General features: G+C 66.2%; 12 protein-coding genes. 9 read left to right on the top strand and 3 right to left on the bottom strand.

Going from position 1 to position 14412, the window contains the following annotated elements:
- Positions 1-4: 4 nt before the first annotated feature.
- Positions 5-2197 (bottom strand): malate synthase G, encoded by a 2193-nt coding sequence (locus tag WNB94_RS15790; RefSeq protein WP_341391457.1) that lies wholly within the window; start codon positions 2195-2197, stop codon positions 5-7.
- 231 nt (positions 2198-2428) lie between these two features.
- Between WNB94_RS15790 and WNB94_RS15785 the strand changes: the two genes are divergently transcribed.
- The gene (locus WNB94_RS15785; RefSeq protein WP_341391337.1) at positions 2429-3340 is read left to right on the top strand and encodes a LysR family transcriptional regulator; all 912 of its coding nucleotides are present in this window, start codon (positions 2429-2431) and stop codon (positions 3338-3340) included.
- Here the strand turns inward: WNB94_RS15785 and WNB94_RS15780 are convergent.
- Positions 3333-4670, bottom strand: a complete 1338-nt coding sequence (locus tag WNB94_RS15780; RefSeq protein WP_341391336.1) for a protein kinase domain-containing protein — start codon at positions 4668-4670, stop codon at positions 3333-3335. The genes WNB94_RS15785 and WNB94_RS15780 overlap by 8 nt on opposite strands.
- 140 nt (positions 4671-4810) lie before the next feature.
- Between WNB94_RS15780 and argS the strand changes: the two genes are divergently transcribed.
- The 8 genes from argS to WNB94_RS15740 all read left to right on the top strand — a co-directional run bounded on the left by argS (position 4811) and on the right by WNB94_RS15740 (position 13164).
- Entirely contained in the window at positions 4811-6505 is a 1695-nt protein-coding gene (gene argS / locus WNB94_RS15775) for an arginine--tRNA ligase (protein WP_341391335.1), read from the top strand.
- Between the two features lie 26 nt (positions 6506-6531).
- Entirely contained in the window at positions 6532-7194 is a 663-nt protein-coding gene (locus tag WNB94_RS15770) for an SPOR domain-containing protein (RefSeq protein WP_341391334.1), read from the top strand.
- A 23-nt stretch (positions 7195-7217) separates the two neighbouring features.
- The gene (locus WNB94_RS15765; RefSeq protein ID WP_341391333.1) at positions 7218-7871 is read left to right on the top strand and encodes a thiol:disulfide interchange protein DsbA/DsbL; all 654 of its coding nucleotides are present in this window, start codon (positions 7218-7220) and stop codon (positions 7869-7871) included.
- 73 nt (positions 7872-7944) lie between these two features.
- Positions 7945-8559, top strand: a complete 615-nt coding sequence (lptA, locus tag WNB94_RS15760; protein ID WP_341391332.1) for a lipopolysaccharide transport periplasmic protein LptA — start codon at positions 7945-7947, stop codon at positions 8557-8559.
- Between the two features lie 4 nt (positions 8560-8563).
- Positions 8564-9343, top strand: a complete 780-nt coding sequence (lptB, locus tag WNB94_RS15755) for an LPS export ABC transporter ATP-binding protein (RefSeq protein WP_341391331.1) — start codon at positions 8564-8566, stop codon at positions 9341-9343.
- Between the two features lie 12 nt (positions 9344-9355).
- On the top strand, positions 9356-10900 hold the full coding sequence (locus WNB94_RS15750; RefSeq protein WP_341391330.1) for an RNA polymerase factor sigma-54: 1545 nt from the start codon (positions 9356-9358) through the stop codon (positions 10898-10900).
- A gap of 84 nt (positions 10901-10984) precedes the next feature.
- On the top strand, positions 10985-11695 hold the full coding sequence (locus WNB94_RS15745) for a DUF599 domain-containing protein (RefSeq protein WP_341391329.1): 711 nt from the start codon (positions 10985-10987) through the stop codon (positions 11693-11695).
- A 125-nt stretch (positions 11696-11820) separates the two neighbouring features.
- The gene (locus WNB94_RS15740; RefSeq protein WP_341391456.1) at positions 11821-13164 is read left to right on the top strand and encodes a THUMP domain-containing class I SAM-dependent RNA methyltransferase; all 1344 of its coding nucleotides are present in this window, start codon (positions 11821-11823) and stop codon (positions 13162-13164) included.
- Between the two features lie 4 nt (positions 13165-13168).
- On the opposite strand, the gene WNB94_RS15735 is transcribed toward WNB94_RS15740, so the two are convergent.
- Positions 13169-13945 (bottom strand): 16S rRNA (uracil(1498)-N(3))-methyltransferase, encoded by a 777-nt coding sequence (locus WNB94_RS15735; RefSeq protein ID WP_341391328.1) that lies wholly within the window; start codon positions 13943-13945, stop codon positions 13169-13171.
- Between the last annotated feature and the right edge of the window lie 467 nt (positions 13946-14412).

Here is a 14412-nt window from a genome sequence, read left to right as displayed (position 1 = left end):
CCGTTCACTGCGCCTTCTTCTTCAGCCGCCATGCATGCAGCAGCGGCTCGGTGTAACCGCTCGGCTGTTCCTTGCCCTTGAAGACCAGGTCCAGCGCGGCCTGGAAGGCAGCGCCGTTGGGGTTGGCCACCAAGCTTTCGTAAGCAGCGTCGCCGGCGTTTTGGCCATCCACCACCGCAGCCATGCGGTTGAAGCTGTCACGCACTTGCGCTTCGGTGATCACGCCATGGTGCAGCCAGTTGGCCACGTGCTGGCTGGAGATGCGCAGCGTGGCGCGGTCTTCCATCAGGCCCACGTTGTGGATGTCGGGCACCTTCGAGCAGCCCACGCCCTGGTCGATCCAGCGCACCACATAACCCAGGATGCCTTGCACGTTGTTGTCCAGCTCTTGCTGCTTGTCGGCATCCGACCAGTTGGCCTGGGCCACCACGGGGATGGTCAGCAGCTTGTCGAGCAGCGATTGGGGGTCTTCGCCGGTCTTCTCGATGTCTTGCTGGATGGCGGCCACATTGACCTGGTGGTAGTGGGTGGCGTGCAGCGTGGCGGCGGTGGGCGAGGGCGTCCAGGCGGTGTTGGCACCGGCCTTGGGGTGGGCGATCTTCTGCTCGAGCATGCCGGCCATCAGGTCGGGCATGGCCCACATGCCCTTGCCGATCTGGGCGCGGCCGCGCAGGCCCATTTGCAGGCCGATCAGCACGTTGCGGCGCTCGTAGGCGGCGATCCAGGCGCTGTTCTTGATGTCGCCCTTGCGCATCATCGGGCCGGCCAGCATGGCGGTGTGCATCTCGTCGCCGGTGCGGTCCAGGAAGCCGGTGTTGATGAAGGCCACGCGGCTCGAAGCGGCAGCAATACAGGCCTTGAGGTTCACCGAGGTGCGGCGCTCTTCGTCCATGATGCCCAGCTTGACGGTGCTGTCGGCCAGGCCCAGCAGCTGCTCGACACGGCTGAACAGTTCGGCAGCAAACGCCACTTCGGCGGGGCCATGCATCTTGGGCTTCACGATGTAGACCGAGCCGGTGCGCGAGTTGCGGATGGCCTTGCCATCGAGCTGGCCGCGGCCTTGCAGGTCGTGCAGGGCGATGGTCGTGGTGATGACCGCGTCCATGATGCCTTCGGGGATCTCTTTGCCTTCCGCACCCCACAGGATGGCGGGGTTGGTCATCAAGTGACCCACGTTGCGCACGAACATGAGCGAGCGGCCATGCAGCTTGACTTCACCGCCGTTGGGGCCGGTGTACACGCGGTCGCCATTGAGCTTGCGGGTGAAGGTCTTGCCGCCCTTGGCCACTTCTTCGGTCAGCGTGCCCAGCTGGATGCCCAGCCAGTTGCTGTAGCCCAGCACCTTGTCTTCGGCGTCCACGGCGGCCACCGAGTCTTCCAGGTCCAGGATGGTGGACACGGCCGATTCCAGCACCAGGTCCGACACACCAGCCGGGTCGGTCTGGCCGATCGGGGTGGAGCGGTTGATCTGGATGTCGACGTGCATGCCGTTGTTGACCAACAGCACGCTCGACGGTGCGGCGGCGTCACCCTGGAAGCCGACCAGTTGCTCGGGGTTTTGCAGGCCGGTGCTCTTGCCACCGTTCAGCGCCACGACCAACTTGCCGCCGGCGATGCTGTAGCCGGTGGCTTCCTTGTGCGAAGCGCCTTCCAGCGGGGCGGCCTGGTCCAGGAAGTTGCGGGCCCAGGCGATCACCTTGGCGCCACGCACCGGGTTGTAGCCCTTGCCCTTGTCGGCGCCATCGGTCTCAGGGATGGCGTCGGTGCCGTACAGCGCGTCGTACAGGCTGCCCCAGCGGGCGTTGGCGGCGTTCAGGGCGTAGCGCGCGTTCAGGATGGGCACGACCAACTGCGGGCCGGCTTGCAGGGCCAGCTCGGCGTCCACGTTGGCGGTGGTGGCCTTCACATCACCGGGCACGGGCACCAGGTAGCCGATCTTTTCCAGGTGGGCCTTGTAGGCGGCCATGTCAGAGATCGGGCCGGGGTTGGCGGCGTGCCAGGCGTCCATCTCGGTCTGGATGCGGTCACGCTCGGCCAGCAGGGCGGCGTTCTTGGGCGCCAGGTCGTTGACGATGGCGTCAAAGCCGGCCCAGAACTTGGCGCTGTCGATGCCGGTGCCGGGCAGCACCTTATCTTCAACGAAACGGTACAGCTCGGTGGCCACTTGCAGGCCGTGAATTTGGGTGCGTGCGGTCATCATGAACCTCGTCGAATGGAGCAAAGAAAAATTCCGTGGCCCAGGGCGAACCCAGGCGGCCCGCCAGTTTATTCGATACTTATCAAGACATTACTGGCTCAAAAATTCATTGATTCATGACTTTTTTGCATGAATTGCGCCTCGGAACTGGCCGGTCCCTCGGGGCAGCCCCAGCTTGTGCCCCGGCGCCGGGCTGCGCAAGATCAATCCCCCACCTCAGCACGGCTGCCCATGGACCGTCTCAAGCAACTTGAATCCTTTGTCGCGGTGGCCCTCAAGGGCAGCCTGACGGCGGCCGCGGCGGCCGAGGGGGTGGCGCCGGCGGTCATCGGGCGCCGCATCGATGGCCTGGAAGAGCGGCTGGGCGTGAAGTTGCTGGTGCGCACCACGCGCCGCATCAGCCTCACCCATGAAGGCAGCGCGTTCCTGGAGGACGCTCAGCGCATCCTGGCCGATTTGTCCAGCGCCGAAGCCAGCGTCAGCGCCGGCGGCATCAAGGCCAGCGGGCACCTGCGCATCACGGCCCCGGGGGGGTTCGGTCGCCGCCACGTGGCCCCTCTGGTGCCTCGGTTCGTGGGGGAGCACCCCGAGGTCTCCTTGTCGCTCAACCTGTCTGACCACCTGGTGGACCTGGTCAACGAGGGGTTCGACTGCGCCGTGCGTGTGGGCGATCTGCCAGATTCCAGCCTGGTCAGCGTTCGCCTGGCCGAGAATCGCCGCCTGTGCGTGGCCAGCCCGGCCTACCTGGCAGAGCGGGGCCATCCCTTGCACCCGAGCGATGTGGCTCGTCACGCCTGCCTGACACTCAGTTCCGAAGCCAGCCAGACCCGGGGGTGGGCCTTCTCGGTGGATGGGCAGGTGGTGCACGTGCGTCCGAGCGCGCGGCTGGACTGCTCGGACGGGCAGGTGCTGCACGCCTGGTGCCAGGCGGGCCTGGGCTTGGCCTGGCGCTCGTGGTGGGAGGTGGCGTCTGACGTGCGAGCGGGCCGGCTGGTCAGTGTGCTGGAAGAGTTTGCGGCGCCCCCCAATGGCATCTACGCGGTGTTCGCGCAGCGCAAGCACCAGCCCTTGCGGCTGCGCTTGTGGATCGACTTTCTCAAGGATCACTACGCCAGCCCCGCCTACTGGCAGGGGCTTACATGATCCGTCGGGGGTGGGCCAGGGCCTCGTGCGCGGCGTGCAGGCGTCGCACCAGCACCCGGATGAAGGCTTCGTCAAACAGGTGCCGGCACGCCGGGCTGAGTTGCTGCATGGCTTCGGGTGTGAACGAGATGGTCGTGGCAGGTTCGGTCACGACCACGTCGGTGCTGTGGCGACGCAGCTCGGGGCTGGGGGCCAGGTAGGCCATTTCGCCCACCGAGGTGCCTGCGCCCAGCAGGGCCACCCGCTTGCTGTTGCGGTAGACCTCCACGCTGCCCTGCGCAATGATGTGGAAGGTGCGGCCCTCCTCGCCGCGCCGGTACAGGGCGTGGCCGAACGAAAAGCGTTGCCACTTGGCGCGGTGCACCACCTCCCAGAGTTCCACATCGCCAAAGCTGCAGAAGAAGTCCAGAGAGCGCAGCAGGTTGAAGCGCTCCGAGTCCAGCACGCCTTGCAGGTGCCCGCGTGGCACCTTGTGCTCGGAGATCAAGCCCGATAAGGCCTGTGCAAAGGCATCCCAATTGGGGTAGCGGTCATCAGGTTTCTTGGCCAGGGCCTTCTGGATGACCTCGTCCACCGCGCTGTTCACGCCAGCGCGCATGCCTGACAAGGGCGCCGGCGGCTGGTTGTAAATCTGGTTCATGAGCACCGCCTGAGAGTTCGCGTCGAACGGAGGTTTGCCAGCCACCAGGTGGTACAGCACCGCCCCCAGCGAATAGATGTCGGCCCGGCAGTCCAGCACCTGCCCATCCAGCTGTTCTGGTGCCATGTAGGCCAGCGAGCCCACCTGATGCACCTGGGTCGACTCGGCCGTCATATTCAGCACCGATCCGAAGTCCGTCAGCTTCACGTCGGTCACCTCGCCGGCGCCGTGGGTCATGGCCAGGATGTTGGCCGGCTTGACGTCGCGGTGGATCAGGCCCTGGCGGTACACGTAGCCCAGGGCCATAGCGCACTTGAAGCCCAGCTCGACGATCAACTCCAGCGGCAGCAGCTGGTCGGCGCGACAGTAGGTGCGCAAGGTGGTGCCGGGCACGTACTCCATCACCACATACGGCGCCACGGGGTCGGGCACCGCGTCGTAGATCTGAACCACGTTGGGGTGTTGCAGGCGGCCCACCAGCGCCGCTTCGGCTGCGAAAAAACGCGCGTACACCGGCCCGTCCACCGCGTCCACCAGGGCAGAGGCCCGCACCCGCTTGATCGCCACCTGGCGATTGTGGAAATCGTCCTGGCACAGGAAGACCTCGCTGGTGGCGCCTTCGCCCAGCTTTTTGAGGATCCGGTACTTGCCAATCACACCGGATTCAAGGTCGATGTCGAGTTCACCCATGCGAGGTTCCTGTTCATGCCATCGATCTTTTCATGTCGTGGTGAGGGATGGCGGGCGGAATAGACCGCGCCAGACTGTGCATTTCTTCGCAGATTCAGGTGGCCGCCGTGGGTGATGCCCCTCGCCCGTAGAATCGCCCCATGATCCAAGCCAAACGAGCCCTTCTGGCCGCGCTGGGCGACGCCCTCAAGCAGGTGGCGCCAGAGGCCCCCGACACTTTCGCGCCCGCGTTCGAGGCGCCCAAACAGGCCGCGCACGGTGACCTGGCGGTGACCGCCGCCATGCAACTGGCCAAGCCCCTCAAGAAAAACCCCCGCGAACTCGCCACGGCCCTGGTGGCCGCGCTCGAATCCCAGCCCGCCGTTCAGCAATGGGTGCAGCTGCCCATCGAGATCGCCGGCCCCGGCTTCATCAACCTGCGCCTCAAACCCGAGGCCAAGCAAAGCATCGTGGCTGACGTGCTCGGCGGTGGTGACAAGTTCGGCTGGCAGCCGGCCAACGGCAAGAAGGTGCTGGTGGAGTTCGTCTCGGCCAACCCCACCGGCCCGCTGCACGTGGGCCACGGCCGCCAGGGCGCCCTGGGCGACGCGCTGTGCAATCTGTTCGAAACCCAAGGCCAGCAGGTCACCCGCGAGTTCTATTACAACGACGCCGGTGTGCAGATCGCCACCCTGGCGGCGTCCACCCAGGCTCGCCTGAAGGGCTTGAAGCCCGGTGACGCCGACTGGCCCGAATCGGCCTACAACGGCGACTACATCGCCGACATCGCCGAGGCCTTCCTGGCCAAGGCCACTGTCAAGGCCGACGACCGCGAGTTCACCGCCTCGGGCGATGTGAATGACCTCGACGGCATCCGCCAGTTCGCGGTGGCCTACCTGCGCCACGAACAAGACCTGGACCTCAAGGCCTTCGGCGTTCGTTTCGACAACTACTACCTCGAATCCAGCCTCTACACCTCGGGCCGAGTCGAGTCTGCCGTGCAAAAGCTCAAAGACGCCGGCAAGACCTTCGAAGAAGGCGGCGCGCTGTGGTTGCGCTCCACCGACTACGGTGACGACAAAGACCGCGTCATGAAGAAGTCGGACGGCGGCTACACCTACTTCGTGCCCGACGTGGCTTATCACATCGCCAAGTGGGAGCGCGGCTTCGAGCAGTGCGTCAACATCCAGGGCTCCGACCACCACGGCACCATCGCCCGCGTGCGCGCCGGCCTGCAGGCGGCCGGCGTCGGCATCCCCCAGGGCTGGCCCGACTACGTGCTGCACAAGATGGTCACCGTGATGAAGAACGGCGAAGAGGTGAAGATCTCCAAGCGCGCAGGCAGCTACGTCACCCTGCGCGACCTCATCGAGTGGACCAGCAAGGACGCGGTGCGCTTCTTCCTGATCAGCCGCAAGGCCGACACCGAGTTCGTCTTCGACGTTGACCTGGCCTTGAAGCAGAACGACGAGAACCCCGTGTTCTACGTCCAATATGCCCATGCCCGCATCAGCAAGGTGCTGCGCGACTGGTGTGCCGAGCATGGTGGCGCCATGGAGGCCTTGCCACAGGCCGTCCTGGCGCGCCTGGACGCCCCCACCGAGTTGGCCCTGATGGCCAAGCTCGCCGCCTACCCCGACATGCTCACCGAGGCCACCCAGGGTCTGGCGCCGCATGACGTCGCGTTTTACCTGCGTGACCTGGCCGGCGCCTTCCACAGCTACTATGCAGCCGAGCGCTTCCTGGTGGACGACGCCGAGCTGTGCGCGGCGCGCATGGCCTTGCTGGCCGCCACCGCCCAGGTGCTGCGCAACGGCCTGGCCCTTCTGGGTGTGTCGGCGCCAGCGTCGATGTGAGCCCCGTGAATCAAGAAAGGACGACGATGTCTGCACAACCCAAGGCCCAGCGTGGCGGATTCATCCTGGGGATGATCGTTGGCGTGCTGGTGGGGCTGGCCCTGTCGCTGGCCGTGGCGGTCTATGTCACCAAGGTGCCCTTGCCCTTCATCGACAAGGTGCCTCAGCGCACGGCAGAAGACGATGCGCTGGAAGCCGAGCGCAACAAGAACTGGGATCCCAACAGCCCCTTGTACGGCAAGAACCCCGCCGTGCCGCGCGATGGCCCCATGGCCCCCGTTGAGCCGGTCGTGGGCATCGCGCCCGCCGAGTCGGCCGCCAGCGCCGCCGCACCGATCGCCAGCGCCCCGGTCGCACCCGCCAAGCCCGCGTCAGGGGCGGCCGCCCCCGTGGCCCGCGACCCCGCCGCCATCCTGTCGGGACAACCCGTGTCCACCGCGCCCGCCGCTGATGCGTTGAACTACCAGGTACAGGCGGGCGCCTATGGCAGCCAGTCTGAAGCCGAACAGCAAAAGGCCAGGCTGGCACTGATGGGGCTGGAGTCCCGCATCCAGGCGCGCGAGGTCAATGGGCGCACCATGTACCGCGTGCGGCTGGGGCCCTATGCCGAGCGCGCGCAGGCCGATGCCGTGCGCGTCAAGCTTCAAGACGCTGGCATCGAGTCGGCCCTGGTGCGGATGCAGCCCTGAGCGATCAAGAAAGGAAGTTCTGCATGAATCGACGTGAGTTTTCCATCCAGACGGCCGCCACCCTCGGCGCCGGCAGCCTGTTGTGGTCTGCGCCTGCGGGTGCTCAAGGCGGGCCCGTCGAAGGCACGCACTACGTGCGCCTCAACGAGCCGGCCCCCGTGTCTGCCCCCGCCGGCAAGGTGGAGGTGGTCGAGTTCTTCTGGTATGGCTGCCCGCATTGCTTCCATTTCGAGCCCTTCGTCGAGGGCTGGTCAAGCAAGTTGCCCGCCGATGTCGCCTTTCGCCGCGTGCCGGTGGCGTTCCGTGAGCGCCCCTTCGGCGTTCACCAGCAGCTGTACTTCGCCATCGAATCCATGGGCCTGATCGACAGCCTGCATCCCCGGGTGTTCAAGGCCATGCACGAGCAGCAACAGCGCCTGGACACGCCGGAGGCCATCGCCGAATTCGTGGGCCGCAACGGGGTGGACAGCGCCAAGTTCATGGCCGTGTTCAAGTCATTCGCGGTGCAAACCAAGTGCCGCCAGGCCCGCTCGCTGACCGATGCGTACCGCATCGACGGCGTGCCCGCGCTGGGCATTGCCGGACGCTACTACACGTCCATTTCGCTCAATGGCACGCCGGCGCGTACACTGGACACCACCAACGCCCTGATCGCCCGATCGCGCCGCCCTGCCTGAATCAGGCTGTTGTTCACGGGCCTGGTGCACTGGCGCTGGGCCGCGCTTCATGGCAGAATCTTCTGCAAGAAACATGCCGAAGATTTTGTTGATGTCCACTGGTTTTCCCCTGTCATGGCCTGGCTGGCGCCTGGTGATGCGCTCAGCCTTGATGGCTGGCGCCGCGCTGGCTGCGGTCGCGCACGCCGAAAAGGCCGACCGGGCACAGCCCCTGGTCTTCGCTGCGGATGCCGCTCGTGTGGACGAGGCCAGCCGGGTCAACATCCTCACGGGGCGGGTGGAGATCACCAAAGGCACCATGGTGGTTCGGGCCGATCGCGTCGAAGTGCGGCAAAACCCCGGTGGCACCCAGACGGCCGTGGCCTCTGGTGGGCAAGAGGGGCGGGCCTACTTCCGGCAAAAGCGTGAAGGTCTCAATGAGTTCATCGAAGGCGAGGCCCTGCGCATCACCTACGACGGCGTGCAGGATCTGGTCGTGTTTTCCGGGCGCGCCGTCATGCGTCGGCTCTCTGGTGGGCAGGCCGCTGACCGGGTCTCGGGCGACACCATCACCTACGACAACAAAACAGGTGTCTTCCAGGTGGCCGGTGCACCTGCTGCCAACAGTGGCGCCAGCCGTGGCCGCGTGCAGGGCGTGATCACGCCTCGCAGCGACGCCCCCAATGCAGCCGGGCCAGCCGGGCGTTGAGCACATGAGCGATCCTCGCCCCCCCACTCCCGGCGACGCCACCACGGCCCGTCTTCACGCTCAGGGCTTGCGCAAACGTTACGGTGCCCGCACGGTGGTGCACGACGTGCACGTGTCGGTGGGCGCCGGCGAAGTGGTGGGCCTGCTGGGCCCCAACGGCGCAGGCAAAACCACCTCGTTTTACATGATCGTGGGGCTGGTTCGGGCTGACGCCGGCACCATCGACATCGACGGTGAACGGGTCGAGCGCCTGCCCATCCACCAACGCGCACGTCGCGGCCTGAGCTACCTGCCCCAGGAGGCCTCGATCTTTCGAGCCCTCACGGTCGAAGAAAACATCCGCGCGGTGCTGGAGTTGCAGCACGACGCGCAAGGCCGACGGCTGTCCGAGGCCGAGCTGCGCCAACGGCTCGACACCCTCTTGCAAGACCTCAGCATCGAGAAGCTGCGCTCCAGCCCCGCCATGGCCTTGTCGGGCGGCGAGCGTCGCCGTGTCGAGATCGCGCGTGCCTTGGCCACCCAGCCGCGCTTCATCCTGCTGGACGAGCCCTTTGCCGGGGTCGATCCCATCGCCGTCATGGAGATCCAGCGCATCATCCGTTTCCTCAAGGCCCGCGACATCGGTGTGCTCATCACCGACCACAACGTGCGTGAAACCTTGGGGATCTGTGATCGCGCCTACATCATCAGCGAGGGCCGCGTGCTGGCCGAAGGCGCCCCTGCCGAGATCATCGACAACGCCGACGTCCGCAAGGTCTACCTCGGCGAGCACTTCCGCATGTGAGGCAGCCGCGCCATGAAGCCTTCACTGCAGTTCCGGCTTTCTCAGCACCTGGCGCTCACCCCTCAGTTGCAGCAGTCCATCCGTCTGTTGCAGCTGTCCACGCTGGAGTTGCATCAGGAAGTCGAGCAAATGCTCGAACAAAACCCCTTCCTCGAGCCCGACGACGAATTTGCTTCGCTGGAAACCGCCGCCTCGCAAGAGTTCGAGCGGCAGCGGCAAGAGCAACTCAGCCGTGATGACCGCGCCACCGACACCGATGGCCCCGGCGGTGAGGCCGAACCTGCCGGCCTGGATGGGCTTGAAGCGGGCGCCACCGAGCGTGATGATTGGGAAAACGGCACCGAGCGCGATGACTTTGACGGCATCCGCGAAACGCCTTCGCGCAACAACAGCGACGACGACGACCACGACCCGCTGGAGCGCAACAGCGAGTCCATCAGCCTGCAAGAGCACCTGCGCCACCAGCTCAATGGCATGCGCCTGTCGCCCGCCGACAAGGCGGCCGTCGATGTCCTGATCGAGTCGCTCAACGAAGACGGCTACCTGGCCGACGCCCTGGAGGACGTTGCCAACAGCCTGCTGGGTGGTGAGGACGACGATGTCGACGAGGACTCGCGCGACGAACTCCTGTCGCGCCTGCGCTGCGCGCTGGGCTGGCTGCAGAGCCTGGAGCCCGTCGGCGTCGGCGCCCGCAACCTTTCCGAGTGTCTCTTGCTGCAGTTGCGCGACCAGGACGATCACCCGGCCTGCGACGTGGCCCGGGCCATCTGCCGCGATCACCTCGAACTGCTGGCCCGCCGCGACATGCGCAAGCTCATGGCGGCCACCGGTGCCGATGAGTCGCAGCTCAAGGCCGCACAGTCCCTCATCGTCAGCCTGGAGCCCAAGCCCGGCCGGGCTTTCACGCGGGCTGAGGCCAACATCATCGTGCCCGACGTCATCGTGCAAAAGTCGGGGCGTGGCTGGAAGGTGGTGCTCAACCCCGACGTCATGCCCAAGCTGCGCATCAACGACCTCTACGCCCAGGCCCTGCGTGCCAGCCGGGGCCCCCGCGGCGGTGGCGAGGGCGCGCACGCCTCGCTCAGCTCCCGCTTGCAGGAGGCCCGTTGGTTCGTCAAGAACATCCAGCAGCGCTTCGACACCATCCTGCGGGTCTCGCAGGCCATCGTCGATCGCCAGAAGAATTTCTTCACCCATGGCGAGATCGCGATGAAACCGCTGGTGCTGCGCGAAATCGCCGACGAACTCGGTCTGCACGAGTCCACCATCTCGCGGGTCACCACCGCCAAGTACATGAACACGCCCTTCGGCACGTTCGAGCTCAAGTACTTCTTCGGCTCATCGCTCAACACCGAAGCCGGCGGCAACGCCTCCAGCACCGCCGTGCGCGCCCTGATCAAGCAGCTCGTCGCCGCCGAAGACCCGGCCAAGCCCTTGTCAGACAGCCAACTCTCGTCCATGCTGGAAGAGCAGGGCATCCAGGTGGCGCGCCGCACCGTGGCCAAGTACCGCGAGGCCCTCAAGATCGCGCCCGCGAACCTGCGCAAGTCGCTCTGACGGCCCCCGCTGGCGGCCGCCGGGGGTGCCGTCATCGCTTCTCGTCACCGTTTCTTTTTGTGAACACCTCCATCTCCCTGCCCCATGCTGTTGCCATTTGAGCGAGCCATCGCCATCCTCCCCTGGCAGGACTGGGCGGCCCTGAGCCTGTTCTTCTTTGGCTGGGTTGCTTATGCCCAGTTCGCCTCGCGCCGAGCCCGGGTGCAGCGCACCTTGCTGGCCAGCACCAACCACTACCGCATGCACTGGATGGCCCAGGTCACCCACCGCGACCAGCGCATCGTGGACGCCGCCATCACCCAGAACCTGGCCAGCAGCCCCAGCTTCTGGGCGTCCACCACCATCCTGATCCTCGGGGGCTTGCTGGCGGTGCTGGGCACCCACGACCGCGCCAGTGAACTCGTCAAGGACATCCCGTTCGCCGCCCGCACCACGCTGCTCGTCTTCGACATCAAGCTGCTCATCTTGCTGTCCGTGTTCATTTACGCTTTCTTTCGCTTCACCTGGTCCATGCGCGTGTACTCCTTCGGTGCCATCCTGGTGGGGGCCGCGCCCAATGTCGACGTGTTCGACCGTGGCCAGGCCGATCGCGACGAATTCATCCGGCGCGCGGGCAAGCTCATGGGCATGGCCGCCGAGAGCTTTGCCGATGGCTTGCGCGCCTACTACATGTCGTTCGCGGTGATCGCCTGGTTCGTGTCCCCGATCTTCTTTGCCCTGGCCACCCTCGCGGTGCTCTGGATCCTCTACCGACGTGAATTCCTCTCGGACGTGCTTGCCGTGCTCAACGCCTGAGCCCGCCCCTGTCGCCGCGCCGATCGTTTGCCTCTCGCTTGCCCATGACCACCTCCGCCCCCCGTCCCCGCCGTGTCCCGGCGCCTGCCTCGCGCCCAGGCCCTTCGCGCCCGGCGCCCGCCGCCATGCCCGGGGGTGGCCATGTGGCTCCCCGTGTGCTTCATGAGCCTGTGCTTTTCCTGTCTTGCGCCAGCGGTGTCGAGCCACTCTTGCTCGACGAGGCCCGTCGCATCCTGGGGGCATCGGCGCGCCTGTCCGAGGGCCGAGGCGGCATCGAGGTGCGTCCGCCCGTCGATCTGCCCGAAGGTGCCCCCCGGCAGCAGGCGGGGCTGGAGCAGGCCATGCGCCTGAACCTCGAAAGCCGCCTGGCCCAGCGCGTCTTGTGGCGCGTGGCCGAATCCACCTACCGTCATGAAGACGACCTCTACCGCCTGGGCCGTCTCGTCGACTGGGCGCAGTGGATCACCCCCCGTCACACCCTGCGCGTGGACGTCGCGGCACGCCGCAGCCCGCTGCGAAGCCTGCAGTTCGCGGGCCTGCGCATCAAGGACGCCGTGTGCGACCACCTGCGCGAACGCACCGGCGAGCGCCCCAGCGTGGACACCCGACACCCTGACCTGGGTGTGCAGCTGTTCCTGGACGAGGCCCGCGCGCTGCTGTACATCGACACCTCCGGCGAGGCGCTCTTCAAGCGCGGCTGGCGCGATGACACTGGTGAAGCGCCGCTGAAAGAGACACTCGCTGCCGCCATGCTCGCCGCTGCCGGCTGGCAAGGGCGCCCCGAAGATGGCCCCCTGCTGGACCCCTGCTGCGGCGCGGGCACCATCCCCATCGAGGCCGCGCAAATCGCTTGCGACATCGCGCCCGGGCTGCAACGTCAGTTTGCCTTCGAGAAGCTCCTGCCGTTCAAACCCCATCTCGGCGCCTGGCAGCAACTCCGGCAGGCCGCGCGTGCGCGACAGCGTGCGCCACAGGTCGCCATCTACGCGGGCGACGTCGCATTCCGAATGACCGACTTCGCCACCCGCAACGCGGAGCGGGCTGGCGTGCGCCACGCCATCGCTTTCAAGACGGCCGATGCCCTCCAGCGACCGGCCCCATGCGCCCAGGGTGTCATGATGTTCAACCCGCCCTATGGCGAGCGCATCGACACCAAAGGCAGCGCACGCGATGCCTACCGCTCACGCAACGCCGATGAACGCACAGGCCGTGAGGGTTTCGACGACGCTGGCGCCGACACCTTCTTCCAGCAACTGGCGCGCCAGTGGAAACAGCAGTACGCGGGGTGGACGGCGTGGGTGCTCAGCCCCGACATGAAGCTGCCTTCGGCCATGCGGCTCAAGGAAAGCCGCCGCGTCGTCATGTTCAACGGCCCCATCGAATGCCGCCTCTTCCGCTTCGACATCGTGGCCGGCGCCCATGACGTCCGTCCCGCGCCAAGCCCGGCCGCTCCAGCCGACGAGGCTTGAGCCCTCAGCCCTCGTGCAGGCTGCCCAGCACCGCCAGCGCGGCCAACGGTGCCGTGTCGGCGCGCAACACCCGAGGTCCCAGGCGCACACCGGTCCAGCCTTGCGCCAGGGCGGCCTGTTCTTCTTCCGCCGACAGCCCACCCTCGGGCCCGCTCAAGAACACCCAGGCCAGGCTGGACGCCCCCTTGGACCCATCCTTCGCGCGGGCGGCCCAGCCCGCCAGTGACTCGCTGGCGCGAGGGCTCAACACCGCCCGCTGCACACCGTCGCCTGCCTCGCACGCTGCGGCCTGCAGGTACTGCGTCAATGTGCGCACCGGTGCCACCGTGGGTACGCACACGCGTCCCGACTGCTCGCATGCCGCCGCTGCAACGCCTTGCCAGTGCGCCACCTTCTTCAGCGCACGCTCAGCGTCCAACCGCAGCACCGATCGGGCACACATCAGCGGCTGAATGTGGGTCACCCCCAATTCGGACGCCTTCTCCACCAAAAAATCCATCCGGTCATTGGCGGGCATCCCCACCGCCAAGGTCACTGACACGGGCAACTCACTGTTCACCACGCATGGCGCACGAAGCGACACCGACACCTCGCGCCGCCCCATGCTGACCACCTCGGCCGTCCAGCACTGCCCCTGCCCATCAAACACCTCCACCACGTCGCCGGGTTGCAGCCGCCACACCTGCACGTGGCGCGCAGCGCCCTCTGGCAATGGTGCCGTCACGCCCTCTGCCCAGGCCGACAGTCCTGCCCAGTCCCCCACACACAAACGACCCGCCACACACCACTCCTCAACGCACGGCCGATGCCCTGCGCGCACCCGCCAACCACACCATTCAGCAGGCCCACCTGCTGTTGCACCACGCAAGCCTAGCGCAGCCCCGTGCTTCCGCCTCCGCTGCGGAGGGCCGTGCGCATGACGTCATTTGTGTCTTTTTCCAACAACCACTTGCGCGCACCTCAAAAACGGTGCCATAATTGCGGTCTTCGCTGATCACAACGCAGCAACGACAAAGCAAACGCCAAGTCGCCGAGTGCAGCGTCAATGACGGATCAGCAGCCAGCCAAGGTTGGCAACGTTCTTTAAAAATTAACAGCCGATAAGCGTGGGTGTTTGGGTGGCGACAAAGCGACTCAAATACTCACGGAAGACGAAAAGAAAGATTGCTTGAAAGAGTGAGTTTTCTGATCAATTCCGAATGTGAGTGAGTTTTTAAACAGAGATTGAACTGAAGAGTTTGATCCTGG

This window comes from Aquabacterium sp. A3 (assembly GCF_038069945.1).
Classification (GTDB): Bacteria; Pseudomonadota; Gammaproteobacteria; order Burkholderiales; family Burkholderiaceae_C; genus Aquabacterium.
Note: the sequence above shows the minus strand (reverse complement) of the source record. Positions and strands in the feature narration are given on the sequence as shown.